A 16,025-nucleotide genomic window follows, 5' to 3' on the forward strand; every position below is an offset into this window, starting at 1 on the left:
CAGGTTGATAGGTCAGAGGTGGAAGCGTGGCGACATGTGTAGCTGACTGATACTAATCGATCGAGGACTTAACCAAACTTTAAAAGCGTAAGCTTTACTCAGCAAACTGTTATCTAGTTTTGAGAGAGCAATCTCTTGTCTGGTGGCGATAGCGAAGAGGTCACACCCGTTCCCATACCGAACACGGAAGTTAAGCTCTTTAGCGCCAATGGTAGTTGGGACTTTGTCCCTGTGAGAGTAGGACGTTGCCAGGCCAATAAAAAGACTAGTCATTCAATGACTAGTCTTTTTTGTTTCTAAAAATTACAGCGTGAATTTAACTTTTAAATTATGTTACACTATAGTGGATTCATTTAATTTTTTATTATAAAAGTTCTTTTTGACGTTGTAAGAAACTTCTTTCAAACTGGAGGCTGCATTTTGGGTAAGAAATCAAAAAAAGTACTATACGAATTACAGGAAAATGAAACAATCGCAAGTTGTTTAGATCGGATGAAAAAAGATGGGTATATGCCCGTTCGACGAATGGAAAAGCCTATCTTTGAAGAAAAAGAAATAAATGGTAAAAAAGAGTATGTTCCGGTAAAGCAACAGATTGTTTTCGAAGGGAAAAGTCTCTAAATACGAACATTTTAATGATAAAAATAGTAAACATTCGATTTTTGGGTTGACTTTTTTCTGGTTTGGCTGTTATTATTAAGTTGTCAATTGAGATATCCGAAACCTCATATAATAGTGGGAATATGGCCCACGAGTTTCTACCCGATGACCGTAAATCATTGGACTATGAGGAGAGTACAATTACTAAATAGGTAAACATGATTCCTTTTCAAAAGGAATGTTGATACATGAAACCTAGGGTAGTTGTGGCTTTCCTTTAGTGAGCCATAACATACCCTAGGTTTTTTTATAACGTGAAAAAGGAGCTTTTATTCATGAATGTAAAAGTTGCTGTTGTAATGGGCAGTCAGTCAGACTGGAGCACTATGAAATATGCGTGTGACATTTTAGATGAATTAAATATTGAATATGAAAAGAAAGTTGTATCAGCACATCGAACGCCGGATTATATGTTTGAGTATGCTGAAACTGCTAAAGAACGAGGGATTAAAGTTATTATTGCTGGCGCTGGTGGCGCTGCTCACTTACCTGGTATGATTGCTGCAAAAACAATTTTACCTGTAATAGGTGTACCAGTTAAATCAAGTAACTTAAACGGTTTAGATTCACTTTTATCGATTGTTCAAATGCCAGGCGGCGTACCGGTAGCTACAGTAGCTATTGGAAAAGCTGGTTCTACGAACGCTGGGTTGCTAGCAGCACAAATCTTAGCAACACAGGATCCAACGTTAAGTGATCAACTTGAAAATCGTAGAGAGTCTATTAAATCATCTGTGTTAGAAAGTAGTGATCAACTTGTCTAATTTACTTATACCTCCTGGTAAAACAATTGGAATCGTAGGCGGTGGACAGCTTGGGAGAATGATTGCACTATCTGCTAAAGAAATGGGTTATTACATTGCAGTGCTTGAACCAACAGAAGATTCTCCTTGCGGTCAAGTAGCAGATATTAAAGTCATTGGCAACTATGATGATAGAAAAGCGGTTGAAAAGCTTGCTGAAGTGTCAGATGTCATCACCTATGAATTTGAAAACGTTGATGTTGAGATGATGAAATGGCTAGAAACAAAATGCTACGTGCCACAGGGCAGTCATTTACTAGCCGTTACACAAAATCGCCGTTTAGAAAAAGAAATGATTACAAAGCTTAATCTAGACGTTCCTGACTATGCAATCGTTACGACTGAAGAAGAACTTTTAAAAGCTGTCGAAACAATTGGTTATCCTTGTGTTGTAAAAACTTGCCGAGGCGGATATGACGGTAAAGGGCAAGTTCTAGTGAAAAATGAAAATAATATTCGTGAAGCAGCTGAGCTATTAGCGCAATCAGAATGTATTGTAGAACAGTGGATGAATTTAGATAAAGAAGTATCAGTTATTGTGCACCGCAATGCAAAAGGCGAAACGGTATGTTTACCAGTAGCTGAGAACATTCATAAGCATCATATTTTACACCAAACAATTGTTCCAGCACGTATTACAGCAGATCAAGAAGCGAAAGCTCTTCAATATGCGCAGGAAATAGCAAAAGGATTAGATTTAGTTGGTACGTTAGCAGTTGAGATGTTTCTAACTAAAGAAGGTCAGATTTATATAAATGAAATGGCGCCTAGACCTCATAATTCAGGTCATTATTCAATCAATGCTTGTGATCTTTCTCAATTTCAACAGCACGTAAGAGCCATTTGTAACTGGACCCTAGCACAGCCGACTTTATTAAAACCTGCTGTTATGGTTAACCTATTAGGGGAACATATTGAGAACACAATGGCAAAAATCGAATGTTTAGATGATATGCACTTGCATTTGTACGGAAAAAAAGTTGCAAAAGAGAAGAGAAAAATGGGACATATCACGGTATTAGCTGATAAGATAGATGAGGCGATAGAAAAAGCCGAATCTCTAGGAATTTGGGAAAGAACGGAGGAAGTAACAACATGATTGAACGTTATACAAGACCAGAAATGGCAGCTATTTGGACAGAAGAAAATAAATTTAAAGCTTGGTTAGAAGTTGAAATTCTAGCTTGCGAAGCATGGTCAGAATTAGGACACATTCCGAAAGAAGATGTGAAGTTAATTCGTCAAAATGCATCTTTTGATATTAACCGCATCAATGAAATTGAACTAGAAACACGTCATGACGTAGTAGCTTTCACTCGTGCAGTATCTGAAACGCTTGGTGAAGAGCGCAAGTGGGTACACTACGGTTTGACTTCAACTGACGTAGTTGATACAGCACTATCTTATTTATTAAAGCAAGCTAATGAAATCTTGCTAAGTGACGTAGAGCGCTTTGTAGAAGTACTAAAGGAAAAAGCTCAAGAACATAAGTATACGGTTATGATGGGACGTACGCACGGTGTACACGCTGAGCCAACGACTTTTGGTTTGAAAATGGGGTTATGGTACGAAGAAATGAAGCGTAACCTAGAGCGTTTAAAACGTGCTGCAGCTGAAGTGGAATTCGGTAAAATGTCAGGAGCAGTTGGAACGTTTGCTAACATCGATCCTTTCGTTGAAAAATACGTATGTGAGAAGCTAGGGATTTCACCAGCACCAATCTCTACGCAAACATTACAGCGTGACCGTCATGCACACTATATGTCAGTCCTAGCGTTAATTGCGACATCTATTGAGAAATTTGCAGTAGAAGTTCGCGGTCTTCAAAAGAGTGAAACACGTGAGGTTGAAGAGTACTTTGCAAAAGGTCAAAAAGGATCATCTGCAATGCCTCATAAACGTAATCCAATCGGTTCTGAGAACGTAACGGGACTTGCTCGCTTAATTCGCGGCTATATGGTTACAGCTTATGATAATGTACCGCTTTGGCATGAGCGTGACATCTCTCATTCATCGGCAGAGCGTGTCATCTTACCTGATGCAACGATTGCTTTAAATTACATGTTAAATCGTTTTGCAAATATTGTTAAAAACTTAACAGTATTCCCTGACAACATGAAGCGCAACATGGATCGTACACTAGGGTTAATTTACTCACAGCGTGTACTGTTAACATTAATTAATAAAGGTATGGTACGTGAAGAAGCATACGACTTAGTACAGCCAAAAGCAATGGAAGCATGGGAAACTCAAGTTCCTTTCCGTTCTTTAATTGAAGGCGAAGAGCGTATTACTCGCCACTTATCACCAGAAGAGATTGAAGATTGCTTCGATCATAAGCACCATTTAAAAAATGTAGATATGATTTTTGAACGTTTAGGTCTTTAATAAAAAAGGCAAGGCACGTCCTTGCCTTTATCTAAGAAAGTGTATCTGAATATTCTGTATGTAGAGGTGACAGCATGGAAAAGCAAGAGTTACTTTATGAAGGAAAAGCGAAAAAAATTTACGCTACTGATGAGCAAGATGTATTGTGGGTTGCTTATAAAAACGAAGCTACAGCATTCAACGGTCAGAAAAAGGCAGAGATTAGCGGGAAAGCACAGCTGAACAACCAAATTAGTAGTTTACTATTTTCAATGTTACATGAGCAAGGGATTACAACTCACTTTGTGAAGCAGCTTTCAGATCATGAACAAGCGGTTAAGAAAGTAGAGATTGTTCCGCTTGAAGTTGTTGTACGAAATGCTACAGCAGGAAGCCTTGCGAAGCGAATTGGCGTAGAAGAAGGTATTCGCTTTGAACAGCCAATCGTTGAACTTTACTATAAAGATGACGCGCTTGGTGATCCGTTAATTCTTGCAGAACATGCAATTTTCCTTAAGGCTGCAACTCAAGAAGAGATTGATAGTTTAAAGGCACAAGCACTTCAAATCAACGAAGTATTATCGGAATTTTTCAAAGATAAAGACATTTTCTTGGTAGATTTTAAATTAGAATTCGGCCGTACTTCTCAAGGCGACATTATTTTAGCGGATGAAATTTCACCTGACACTTGCCGCTTCTGGGATGTTCATACGAACGAAAAATTAGATAAAGATGTATTCCGCAGAGACTTAGGCGGTTTAACAGAAGCATACGAAAAAATCTTACAGCGAATCGGAGGATAACCCAACCATGTATAAAGTAAAAGTATTTGTCACATTAAGAGAAAGTGTATTAGACCCTCAAGGAGTAGCCGTTAAAAATTCATTGCACCGTATGTCTTATGAAGAAGTTCAAGAAGTACGCATCGGTAAATTTTTAGAGCTAACAATCGACAGCACAGATTCATTAGATGAACGCGTAAAAGAAATGTGTGAAAAGCTTTTAGTTAATACAGTAATTGAAGATTACCGTTACGAGGTTGAGGAGGTTGTCGTACAGTGAAATTTGCTGTAATTGTTTTTCCAGGATCAAACTGTGACGTAGATATGTATCATGCTATCAAAGATGAGCTTGGTGAAGAAGTAGATTACGTTTGGCACGATACAGAATCATTAGATCAATATGATGGTATCTTGCTTCCAGGCGGTTTCTCATATGGAGATTACCTTCGTTCAGGTGCTATCGCTCGCTTCTCAAATGTAATGGACGCTGTAAAAAAAGCAGCAAGCCAAGGAAAGCCAGTACTAGGCGTATGTAATGGATTCCAAATTTTATTAGAAGCAGGATTACTACCAGGTGCTATGCGCCGTAATGAAAACTTAAAATTTATCTGTAAAACAGTGAATTTAAAAGTAGCTAATAACGAAACAATGTTTACAAATGCTTATGGCAAAGATGAAGCAATTGCTATTCCAGTGGCACACGGTGAAGGCAACTACTATTGTGATGAACACACGTTACAAAAATTGATTGAAAACAACCAGATTCTTTTCCAATACGCAGGTGATAATCCAAACGGAAGTCTTCAAGGTATTGCAGGGATTACGAACGAAACAGGCAACGTATTAGGAATGATGCCTCACCCAGAAAGAGCGGTAAGCGATCTTTTAGGAAGCGCGGACGGACTTAAATTATTTCAATCAATCGTAAAGCAGTGGAGGGAACAAAATGTCGTTACTTCTTGAACCAAATGTAGAGCAAATTAAAGAACAAAAGTTATATCGAGACATGGGATTAACAGACGAAGAGTTTGCAAATGTAGAGCAACTGCTTGGTCGTACTCCTAACTATACAGAAACAGGCTTATTCTCTGTTATGTGGTCAGAGCACTGCAGTTATAAAAACTCTAAGCCTGTACTGAAAAAATTCCCTATCACGGGTGAAAAAGTATTACAAGGTCCTGGTGAAGGAGCTGGTATCGTCGATATCGGTGACAACCAAGCCGTTGTATTTAAAATCGAAAGTCATAACCATCCATCAGCGATTGAGCCTTATCAAGGAGCAGCAACTGGCGTAGGTGGTATCATTCGTGACGTCTTTTCAATGGGAGCAAGACCGATTGCACTTTTAAACTCTTTACGTTTTGGTGAATTAACATCTCCAAAGGTTCGTCATTTGTTTGAGGAAGTAGTAGCGGGAATCGCAGGTTACGGTAACTGTGTAGGAATCCCAACAGTAGGAGGAGAAATTCAGTTTGAAGCTTCATATGAAGGAAATCCGCTTGTTAACGCTATGTGTGTTGGTTTAATTAACCACGAAGACATTCAAAAAGGTCAAGCTAAAGGCGTTGGCAACACGGTTATGTACGTAGGAGCAAAAACGGGACGCGACGGTATCCACGGCGCTACATTTGCTTCTGAAGAGCTATCTGATCAGTCAGATGAAAAACGTCCTGCTGTACAAGTAGGAGATCCATTTATGGAAAAACTTCTTCTTGAAGCTTGCTTAGAGCTTATCAAGTGTGACGCTTTAGTCGGCATTCAAGATATGGGTGCCGCGGGCTTAACAAGTTCTTCAGCAGAGATGGCAAGTAAAGCAGGTTCTGGTATTGAAATGAACCTTAATCTTGTACCTCAGCGTGAAACGGGCATGACACCATATGAAATGATGCTTTCAGAATCTCAAGAGCGCATGCTCATCGTTGTTGAAAAAGGCCGTGAAAATGAAATCGTAGAAATCGTTGAAAAATACGGATTAGAAGCTGTTTCAGTTGGTCACGTAACCGACGATAAGCGCCTTCGTTTAACTCACAACGGAGAAGTAGTAGCAGATGTTCCTGTAGATGCATTAGCAGAAGATGCACCGGTATACCACAAACCATCTCAAGAACCAGCATACTATCGTGAGTTCCAAGAGCAGTCAGCATATGCTCCTACTGTTGAAAATCACAGTGATATGTTAGTAACGCTTTTAAAACAGCCTACGATTGCAAACAAAGAGTGGGTTTACAACCAATATGACTACCAAGTACGTACAAACACAGTTGTATCTCCTGGATCTGACGCGGCGGTTGTTCGTGTACGTGATACAAATAAAGCATTAGCGATGACAACAGACTGTAACTCTCGCTATTTATACCTAGACCCGGAAGTAGGCGGCCGTATCGCAGTGGCAGAAGCTGCTCGTAACCTTGTATGTTCTGGTGCACAGCCTCTTGCGATTACAGACTGCTTAAACTTCGGTAACCCTGAAAAACCAGAAATCTTCTGGCAAATTGAAAAAGCAACAGACGGTATGAGCGACGCTTGCCGTGAGCTATCGACTCCGGTTATCGGTGGTAACGTATCTCTTTACAATGAAACAAAAGGTGAAGCAATTTACCCAACTCCTGTTATTGGAATGGTTGGTTTGATCGAGGATATCAACCATATTACAACTCAATATGCGAAGAAAAAAGATGACTTAATCTATGTTATTGGTAAAGCTGAAGCAGAATTCGCAGGTACTGAGCTTCAAAAAGTACTAGAAAACGGTACGGTATTCGGCCATTCACCTAAATTAGATTTAGCAATTGAAAAAACACGTCAAGATCAGCTTCTTCAAGCAATTCGTGAAGGTGCAGTTCAGTCTGCTCACGATATTGCAGAAGGAGGATTCGCGGTAGCTCTAGCTGAAAAAGTGATGAACGGCAGCGGATTAGGTGTAAACGTAACGGTAAACGGTGAAGCAACAGCAGAGCTATTCAGTGAAACACAATCACGCTTTATCGTAACGGTTTCACCAGAGAATAAAGAAAAATTCGAAATGCTTGTACAAGATGCAGCATTAGTAGGTCGCGTAACAGAAGATGCAACATTAACTGTTAAACATCAAGAAAGTGTTCTTGTTCAGTTATCAGTTGAAGAATTAACTACTGCTTGGAAAGGAGCGCTTCCATGCTTGCTGAAATCAAAGGCTTAAACGAAGAATGTGGCGTATTCGGTGTATGGGGACATGAAAACGCAAGCCAGATTGCTTATTACGGTTTGCATAGCTTGCAACACCGCGGACAAGAAGGCGCTGGTATTGCTGTAACAGACGGTGAAAAAGTAACAGTGATGAAAGGCGTCGGCCTTGTTAACGAAGTATTTGGCCACGGAGAGTTAGAGCAACTAAACGGTAAAGCAGCAATTGGACACGTTCGTTATGCAACAGCTGGAGGCGGAGGGTTTGAAAATGTTCAACCCCTTCACTTCCGCTCTCATAGCGGAAGCATTGCGTTAGCTCATAATGGAAACTTGGTTAATGCAAATGCATTAAAGCATCAGCTGGAAAACCAAGGGAGTATTTTTCAATCAACATCTGATACAGAAGTACTGGCTCATTTAATTAAACGAAGCGGCTATGAAGATATGAAAGATAAAGTGAAAAATGCTTTATCAATGGTTAAAGGCGCATACGCATTCGTTATTTTAACAGAAGATACAATGATGGTTGCACTTGATCCTCACGGACTGCGTCCATTATCGATTGGACGATTAGGTGATGCCTATGTAGTAGCTTCTGAAACGTGTGCGTTTGATATTGTTGGAGCGGTTCATGAGCGTGATGTAGAGCCTGGTGAATTACTTATTATTAATGATGAAGGTATTCAATCAGAGCGATTCACACTAAACGTAAACCGTGCTATTTGCAGTATGGAATATATTTATTTTTCAAGACCAGATAGCAATATTGATGGAATCAATGTTCACTCTGCTCGTAAAAACCTTGGGAAACAACTTGCAGTTGAGTCACCAATTGAAGCAGACGTTGTAACAGGCGTTCCGGATTCAAGTATTTCAGCAGCAATCGGCTTTGCAGAACAGTCCGGGATTCCATACGAATTAGGTTTAATTAAGAATCGATACGTAGGCCGTACATTCATTCAGCCTTCACAAGAACTGCGTGAACAAGGTGTAAAAATGAAGTTGTCTCCCGTACGTAAAATTGTAGAGGGTAAGCGTGTTGTTATGGTAGATGATTCTATCGTTCGCGGCACAACAAGCCGTCGCATTGTTCGTATGCTTCGAGAAGCAGGAGCAACTGAAGTACATGTACGCATCAGTTCACCTCCTATTAAAAATCCATGTTTTTATGGAATTGACACATCGTCATCCTCTGAGTTAATTGCTGCTACGCGCTCTGTTGAAGAAATTCGTGAATTGATTGAAGCTGATTCACTTGTTTTCTTAAGCAACGAAGGTTTAGTAGACGCAATCGGCAGACAGTATGAAGGCAACGGCGGACAGTGTATGGCATGTTTTACTGGAAAGTATCCAACTGAAATTTATCCAGATACTGTACACCCTCATGAAAAGGTAACTTGTTAGTTTTAACGTAAAAAAGGAGTGACAACATGTCATATTCATATAAACAAGCTGGAGTTGACTTAGAAGCAGGATATGAAGCTGTTTCACGTATTAAAAAGCACGTAGAACGAACTGCTCGTGCAGGTATTATGGGAACAGTCGGCGGCTTTGGCGGAATGTTCGATTTATCTACATTGAATTTAAAAGAGCCTGTTCTTGTTTCTGGTACAGATGGAGTAGGAACAAAATTGAAACTTGCTTTTCAAATGGATAAGCATGACACAATCGGTGTGGATGCAGTGGCCATGTGTGTAAACGACGTTTTAGCACAAGGAGCAGAGCCTCTCTACTTCTTAGATTATATTGCTTGCGGGAAAGCAGTTCCTGAAAAAATTGAATCGATTGTAAAAGGAATTGCAGACGGCTGTGAACAGTCCAACTGTGCGTTAATTGGCGGAGAAACAGCTGAAATGCCAGGTTTATACGAAGAAGATGAATATGATCTTGCAGGGTTTACAGTAGGAGCGGTAGAAAAGTCAGAAATTATTACTGGAGATGAGATTAAAGCTGGACAGCTGTTGATCGGTATCTCATCTAGCGGTATTCACAGCAACGGCTACTCTCTTGTACGTAAAATTGTTGATGATCAAGGGTTAAATCTTCACGAAACTTACGCTGGTTTTAATGAAAAGCTCGGAGTTGAGTTATTAACGCCAACAAAAATATACGTGAAGCCGGTCCTAAAAGCATTACATGCAGCTAAGATTGCAGGTATGGCTCATATTACTGGAGGCGGATTTGTTGAAAATATCCCTCGTATGCTTCCTGAAGGTTTAGGTGTAGAAATCGATTACGGTTCTTGGCCAATTCCATACGTGTTTGATTTCCTTGAAGAGCAAGGCAAGCTAGACCGTAAAGAAATGTTCGAAGTATTCAATATGGGAATCGGATTTGTTTTAGCTGTTGAACCTGAAGATATGAATAAAGTCATTGAAGCAATTGAAAACGAAGGCGAAAAAGCATTTGTTATCGGACGTGTCAAAGAAGGAACAGGTGTTGAATTTGCTGGAGGGACGTTTGCATGATAAATATTGCAGTGTTTGCTTCTGGAAACGGCAGTAACTTTCAATCCATCTACGAAGCAACTCAGTCAGGTCGATTAAAAGCAAATATTGCGCTTGTTGTTTGTAATAAACCGGATGCATACGTAATTGAACGAGCAAAAGCATGTGGAATACCATGCTTTGTTTGTTCGCCTAAAAACTATGAAAATAAAGAAGCGTATGAAGCAGCAATTCTTGCAGAGCTTACATCAGCTAAAGTAGAATTTCTTGTTTTAGCAGGATATATGCGATTAGTTGGTTCGACGTTGCTTAAGCCATACAAAAATCGTATTGTTAATATCCACCCTTCGCTTTTACCTGCATTTCCTGGGATTGATGCTATTGGTCAAGCTTTTGATGCAGGAGTAAAAGTGATTGGAATTACCGTGCATTTTGTAGATGAAGGCATGGATACAGGACCAATTATTGACCAGCAGGCTATTCGCATTGAAAAAGGCGATACAAGAGAAACAGTTGAGGCCCGTATTCATGAAATTGAACATCAATTTTATCCCGCGGTACTGAATGAATTATTTGAACAAGCCGCAGTTAAATAAATAGGATGTAACCTTGTCAAAAAAGTTTTAATCCTTTACTATGGTAGAGTAGTAGTGAAAGAAAGATTTTAAATGAGAGATCGGATCAGGAGGAGTTTACAAAATGACAGCAAAACGCGCGCTTATTAGCGTATCTGATAAAGAAGGTATTGTTTCATTTGCACAAGAATTAAAGGACTTAGGAGTAGAAATTATTTCAACTGGCGGTACAAAGCGTACCCTAGAAGAAAACGGCATTGACGTTATCGGAATCTCTGAAGTAACTGGTTTCCCAGAAATTTTAGACGGCCGTTTAAAAACATTGCATCCTAACGTTCACGGTGCTTTATTAGCGTTACGCGATAATGAAGAGCATCAAGCTCAAATGAAAGAGCATAATATCTCGCCAATCGACTTTGTAGTTGTAAACTTATATCCATTTAAAAAGACAATTGAAAAAGAGGATGTAACGCTTGCTGAAGCGATTGAGAATATTGACATCGGTGGACCTACAATGCTTCGTTCAGCTGCGAAAAACTATCGTTCTGTCTCAGTTGTAGTAGATCCAAGCGATTACGCAACCGTAGTAGAAGAGTTAAAAGCTGATGGCAATGTTTCATTTGAAACCAACCAACGATTAGCAGCAAAAGTATTCCGTCACACGGCAGCTTATGATGCATTAATCGCTGAATACTTAACAAACATTACAGGTGAAACAACTCCTGAGAAATTAACAGTAACGTATGAGCGTGTTCAAGGCTTACGATACGGAGAAAATCCGCACCAACAAGCTTCTTTCTATAAAAAGCCGTTAACACAAAAAGGTTCTATTGCAACAGCTACGCAGCTCCATGGAAAAGAGTTATCATACAATAATATCAACGATGCAAATGCAGCTCTTCAAATCGTAAAAGAATTCAAAGAGCCGGCTATCGTAGCGATCAAACATATGAATCCTTGCGGTGTAGGTGTGGGTGAAACAATTGCTCAAGCTTATCAAAAAGCATACGAAGCAGATCCTACATCTATCTTTGGCGGTATCGTAGCAGCTAACCGTCCTATCGACCGTGAAACGGCTATTCAGTTAAAAGAAATTTTCTTAGAAATTATCATTGCTCCTGCGTTCGATCAAGAAGCATTAGATGTATTAACAGCTAAGAAAAACCTTCGTTTACTAACGATCGAACTTGATGAAAAGGCAGAAAAAGAAGCTTTCTTAACATCTGTAAAAGGCGGCGTGCTTGTTCAGGATGAAGATGTATTCGGATTTGATGATGCAACGATTACTGTTCCAACGAAACGTGAGCCAACAGAAAAAGAGTGGGCAGATTTAAAATTAGCATGGAAAGTTGTTAAAAATGTTAAGTCTAATGCTATTGTACTTGCAAAAGATGACATGACAATTGGCGTAGGTGCTGGTCAAATGAATCGCGTAGGCGCTGCAAAAATTGCGATTGAACAAGCTGGTGAAAAAGCACAAGGTTCAGCTTTAGGTTCAGATGCGTTCTTCCCAATGGGCGATACAGTAGAAGCAGCAGCTAAAGCAGGAATCACAGCTATTATTCAGCCAGGCGGATCAATTCGTGATGAAGAGTCAATTGCAAAAGCAGATGAATACGGCATTGCAATGGTATTTACAGGCGTAAGACATTTTAAACATTAATGAGGTGAAGAACGTGAATGTTTTAGTTATTGGAAAAGGCGGAAGAGAGCATACAATTGCATGGAAAGCTTCAAAAAGTCCACTTGTTAACGAAGTGTTTGTAGCACCAGGAAACCCAGGCATGAGAGATGTGGCAACGATTGTACCAATCGATGAAAGCAGCCAAGAAGAGCTTGTGCTATTTGCAAAAGAAAATAAGATTGGATTAACAATTGTTGGACCAGAAAATCCGCTAATTGAAGGCATTGTTGATCGATTCGAACAAGAAGGTCTTCCGGTCTTTGGACCGCGCAAACAAGCAGCGATGATTGAAGGAAGCAAAAGCTTTGCAAAAGAGCTCATGAAAAAGTATGATATTCCAACCGCAGCGTATGAAACATTTACGTCTTACGAGGAAGCAAAAGCATATGTGGAAAAGCAAGGCGCTCCAATTGTTATTAAAGCAGACGGCTTAGCAGCTGGTAAAGGTGTAACTGTTGCTTTAACAGTAGAAGAAGCTGTAGATACATTACGTGATTTTCTAGTTGACCAAAAATTTAAAGAAGCAAGTGCCAAAGTAGTTGTAGAAGAATTTTTGGATGGTGAAGAATTTTCATTAATGGCATTCGTACGCGGGACAAATGTGTATCCAATGGTAATTGCACAAGATCATAAGCGTGCTTTTGACGGCGATCAAGGTCCGAACACAGGAGGCATGGGAGCTTACTCTCCTGTTCCGCAAATCAGTGATGCAGAAGTACAAGAGGCTGTAGAAAACATCTTACTTCCAATGGCTAAAGGATTAGCTGAAGAAGGCTGTGAGTATACGGGAATTCTATATGCTGGTCTGATTCAAACACAAAAAGGACCAAAAGTGATTGAATTTAATGCGCGTTTTGGAGATCCTGAAACACAGGTTGTACTGCCCCGTATGAAAAGCGATTTAGTCGATGTGCTTCTTCGCATTTTGAAAGAAGAAAAAGTAGAAATTGAATGGGATAACGAAGCAGCTATTGGAATTGTATTAGCAGCAGCGGGTTACCCAGAAGATTATCAAAAGGGTGCGCCAATTAACGGATTGGATGCGATCAGTGAAGACGCGCTTGTTTTCCACGCTGGTACGGCTTTAGAAAACGACACATACGTTTCGAACGGCGGCCGCGTTCTATTAGTAGGTGCCAAAGGAGCAACTCTTCAAGAAGCGCAGCAAGAAGTATACAAACAAATGGCTCATATCGATGTAGAAAAAGGCTTTTTCTATCGCAAAGACATCGGCCATCGTGCATTAGCAAAAGCAGCTTTAAAATAAAAAAGGAGAGCTCCGGCTCTCCTTTTTACCTTATGAAGGATTATACGTTTCTTCGTTTCCATTTGGATGGTGTTCATGTTCATCGTGTTTTTGACACGAATCATATGCGTACGTAAGGGGGCAAAAACGCGTGATGCCTTCTGCAACTTTTAAAGCTCCCATTAACCCTAAGAAGATGTATGAATCTTTGTACGGTCTGCGAGATAAACGAGATGTTGTCCAAGAAAGAAGGGTAAAGCCCAGTGTAAGTCGAATTAATGCGTTAACAATGCCGATATTTGGTTTCATGTTTTATCACCTTTATTCATAAAATTAATAACAGTTTCTGAATGCGTTTACATCACGGATGTGTTACGATAAAAATACATAGTAAATTAGGGGGAATTTAGCATGCCGGAACAGAGATACCGCTGGAAAAGCAAACATATTAGACAGCAGCTTTTAGTATTAAACGGTCAAAAAGCACCAACTATTGTCTTAAAAGATGCAACATATTTGAACGCTCGAATGAAGCAGTGGAAAAAAGCACATATTTGGGTTTACCAAGATCGTATTGTATACGTTGGCTCAGAGATGCCTAAGCACACAGACGCTTCTACAGAGATTATAGACTGCAGTGAGAAATATGTGGTTCCTGGGTATATTGAGCCGCATGTTCACCCGTTTCAGTTATATAATCCCCAGACTTTTTCCCAATATGCAGCCAAGCACGGAACAACCACTTTATTTAATGATAATTTAATTCTCGCTTTACAGCTTGAACAAAAAACGGCATTTTCGTTGATTGAAGAAATGAAAACGTTACCACAGTCACTGTATTGGTGGTGCAGATTTGATTCGCAGACAGAAATTGATGAAGAGGCTGATATCTTCTCACATACAAACATTACTTCTTGGCTACAAAATGAAGCTGTCTTACAAGGAGGCGAACTGACAAGTTGGCCGAAGCTTTTAGACGGAGATGATTTAATGCTTCACTGGGTTCAAGAGACAAAGCGGATGAGGAAGCATATTGAAGGACATTTCCCGGGGGCGTCAGCATTTACCTTAGCAAAAATGAAATTGCTCGGGGCAGACAGCGATCATGAGTCTATGACAGGGGAAGATGTTGTTGCTCGGTTAACGCAAGGCTATGACGTTGCTTTGCGCCACTCTTCCATTCGGCCAGATTTGCCAAAACTGCTGCAGGAGTTAAAAGAGCTGCAGGTAGATTATTTTGACCATATCACGATGAATACAGACGGTTCTCCGCCTTCTTTTTACCAAAACGGCGTGTCAGATATGTTAATTACATTAGCTATTTCAGAAGGAGTTCCCGTGTTAGATGCTTATAATATGGTGTCTGTAAATATTGCCCGCTATTACAACATGGAACATTTGCACGGGCATGTAGCAACAGGCTGTGTGGCTAATATTAATATTTTAGAAGATCCTATGCGGCCTACTCCGGTATCTGTCTTAGCAAAAGGAAAGTGGATGAAAAAAGAAGGCAAAGAACAAGCATTAGCCTCGGTAGAATTTCCTTGGGGAAAGTTTGGTTTTTCACCGTTAAAGTTAGACTTTGATTTAACGATGGACGATTTTCAATTTTCAATGCCAGTAGGCGTGAAAATGAAAAATGCTGTTATTATGGAGCCGTATTCAATTCACTTAAATGTGAGCGGAGATGTATTAGCCTCTGATCATGATGAAAGCTTTTTAGTGCTGGTGGACCGAGAAGGCAAGTGGCGCATCAATACGCTGTTAAAAGGATTTGCGACAAATGTATCGGGAATGGCGAGTTCGTTTTCAAATACAGGTGATTTTATTTTAATTGGAAAATCGAAAAAAGATATGATGTGTGCATTCAAACGTATGAAAGAAATTGGCGGCGGTATTGTTATTACAGAAGGTGAGAAAGTAGTATATGAACTGGATCTTCCGTTAAAAGGAGTCATGTCGAATCTGCCGATGGAAGAGCTAAGTAAACGAGAGGTGGAACTCAAGAAAGTGCTGGGTGAGCGAGGATACAAACACGATGATCCTGTCTATTCACTGCTGTTCTTTTCGTCTACACATTTGCCTTATATTCGTATCACGCCAGTAGGAATTTATGACGTTATGAATAAAAAAGTACTTTTTCCGTCTATAATGCGTTAAAATATAAAAGTATCAAAGGAATTTGAAATTTGTATGAAATTGGCTGTCTTCATACAGAATGAATGTATGTGCAAATAAATATAGAAACTGTATTTTATAGATAGAAACAACTAGTAAAGAAAGCCAATGATAAAGG

The 16,025-nt window shown here is 39.8% G+C and carries 15 protein-coding genes, 1 rRNA gene and 1 riboswitch; of the genes, 15 read left to right on the forward strand and 1 reads right to left on the reverse strand.

The annotated features are described in order from the left end of the window. Window positions 1-138: 138 nt before the first annotated feature. The 14 genes from rrf (at window position 139) to purD (ending at window position 13,750) form a co-directional block, all read left to right on the forward strand. Window positions 139-254, forward strand: a 5S ribosomal RNA gene (gene rrf / locus ACRPLY_RS25105). A gap of 166 nt (window positions 255-420) precedes the next feature. Further along, entirely contained in the window at window positions 421-621 is a 201-nt protein-coding gene (locus tag ACRPLY_RS25110) for an NETI motif-containing protein (protein WP_014461942.1), read from the forward strand. Window positions 622-705: 84 nt separating this feature from the next. After that, a riboswitch (purine riboswitch) is annotated at window positions 706-807 on the forward strand. A 128-nt stretch (window positions 808-935) separates the two neighbouring features. Continuing rightward, window positions 936-1,424 carry a 5-(carboxyamino)imidazole ribonucleotide mutase gene (gene purE, locus ACRPLY_RS25115; protein ID WP_013055034.1) on the forward strand — a complete coding sequence of 163 codons (489 nt, stop codon included), beginning with the start codon at window positions 936-938 and terminating at the stop codon, window positions 1,422-1,424. After that, window positions 1,417-2,562 (forward strand): 5-(carboxyamino)imidazole ribonucleotide synthase, encoded by a 1,146-nt coding sequence (purK, locus tag ACRPLY_RS25120; RefSeq protein WP_115652924.1) that lies wholly within the window; start codon window positions 1,417-1,419, stop codon window positions 2,560-2,562. Before purE ends, purK begins: the two co-directional genes overlap by 8 nt. Next, window positions 2,559-3,851 carry an adenylosuccinate lyase gene (gene purB, locus ACRPLY_RS25125; RefSeq protein ID WP_013055036.1) on the forward strand — a complete coding sequence of 431 codons (1,293 nt, stop codon included), beginning with the start codon at window positions 2,559-2,561 and terminating at the stop codon, window positions 3,849-3,851. The genes purK and purB overlap by 4 nt, the downstream gene beginning before the upstream one ends. Window positions 3,852-3,925: 74 nt before the next feature. Beyond that, the gene (purC, locus tag ACRPLY_RS25130; protein ID WP_115652926.1) at window positions 3,926-4,633 is read left to right on the forward strand and encodes a phosphoribosylaminoimidazolesuccinocarboxamide synthase; all 708 of its coding nucleotides are present in this window, start codon (window positions 3,926-3,928) and stop codon (window positions 4,631-4,633) included. A 7-nt stretch (window positions 4,634-4,640) separates the two neighbouring features. Beyond that, window positions 4,641-4,892, forward strand: a complete 252-nt coding sequence (gene purS / locus ACRPLY_RS25135) for a phosphoribosylformylglycinamidine synthase subunit PurS (RefSeq protein WP_014461938.1) — start codon at window positions 4,641-4,643, stop codon at window positions 4,890-4,892. Continuing rightward, window positions 4,889-5,575, forward strand: coding sequence for a phosphoribosylformylglycinamidine synthase subunit PurQ (gene purQ / locus ACRPLY_RS25140; protein WP_432232145.1), 687 nt, complete (start codon window positions 4,889-4,891; stop codon window positions 5,573-5,575). Before purS ends, purQ begins: the two co-directional genes overlap by 4 nt. Next, the gene (purL, locus tag ACRPLY_RS25145) at window positions 5,559-7,790 is read left to right on the forward strand and encodes a phosphoribosylformylglycinamidine synthase subunit PurL (RefSeq protein WP_182421572.1); all 2,232 of its coding nucleotides are present in this window, start codon (window positions 5,559-5,561) and stop codon (window positions 7,788-7,790) included. The genes purQ and purL overlap by 17 nt, the downstream gene beginning before the upstream one ends. After that, the gene (gene purF / locus ACRPLY_RS25150; protein WP_042992377.1) at window positions 7,766-9,181 is read left to right on the forward strand and encodes an amidophosphoribosyltransferase; all 1,416 of its coding nucleotides are present in this window, start codon (window positions 7,766-7,768) and stop codon (window positions 9,179-9,181) included. Before purL ends, purF begins: the two co-directional genes overlap by 25 nt. Before the next feature lie 26 nt (window positions 9,182-9,207). Continuing rightward, the gene (gene purM, locus ACRPLY_RS25155; RefSeq protein ID WP_028412529.1) at window positions 9,208-10,245 is read left to right on the forward strand and encodes a phosphoribosylformylglycinamidine cyclo-ligase; all 1,038 of its coding nucleotides are present in this window, start codon (window positions 9,208-9,210) and stop codon (window positions 10,243-10,245) included. After that, entirely contained in the window at window positions 10,242-10,820 is a 579-nt protein-coding gene (gene purN / locus ACRPLY_RS25160) for a phosphoribosylglycinamide formyltransferase (RefSeq protein WP_014461934.1), read from the forward strand. Before purM ends, purN begins: the two co-directional genes overlap by 4 nt. Window positions 10,821-10,923: 103 nt before the next feature. After that, on the forward strand, window positions 10,924-12,462 hold the full coding sequence (purH, locus tag ACRPLY_RS25165) for a bifunctional phosphoribosylaminoimidazolecarboxamide formyltransferase/IMP cyclohydrolase (protein ID WP_025752921.1): 1,539 nt from the start codon (window positions 10,924-10,926) through the stop codon (window positions 12,460-12,462). A 13-nt stretch (window positions 12,463-12,475) separates the two neighbouring features. Next, window positions 12,476-13,750, forward strand: a complete 1,275-nt coding sequence (purD, locus tag ACRPLY_RS25170) for a phosphoribosylamine--glycine ligase (RefSeq protein ID WP_325078234.1) — start codon at window positions 12,476-12,478, stop codon at window positions 13,748-13,750. Between the two features lie 30 nt (window positions 13,751-13,780). On the opposite strand, the gene ACRPLY_RS25175 is transcribed toward purD, so the two are convergent. After that, window positions 13,781-14,038: a YgaP family membrane protein gene (locus ACRPLY_RS25175; protein WP_016762773.1), complete on the reverse strand. Its 258-nt coding sequence runs from the start codon at window positions 14,036-14,038 to the stop codon at window positions 13,781-13,783. Between the two features lie 102 nt (window positions 14,039-14,140). On the opposite strand from ACRPLY_RS25175, the gene ACRPLY_RS25180 reads away from it, so the two are divergent. Next, the gene (locus ACRPLY_RS25180) at window positions 14,141-15,889 is read left to right on the forward strand and encodes an adenine deaminase C-terminal domain-containing protein (protein WP_034263936.1); all 1,749 of its coding nucleotides are present in this window, start codon (window positions 14,141-14,143) and stop codon (window positions 15,887-15,889) included. Window positions 15,890-16,025: the final 136 nt, after the last annotated feature.

Origin of the sequence: Priestia sp. TGN 0903 (genome assembly GCF_050846855.1) — a bacterium.
Lineage (GTDB): Bacteria > Bacillota > Bacilli > Bacillales > Bacillaceae_H > Priestia > Priestia zanthoxyli.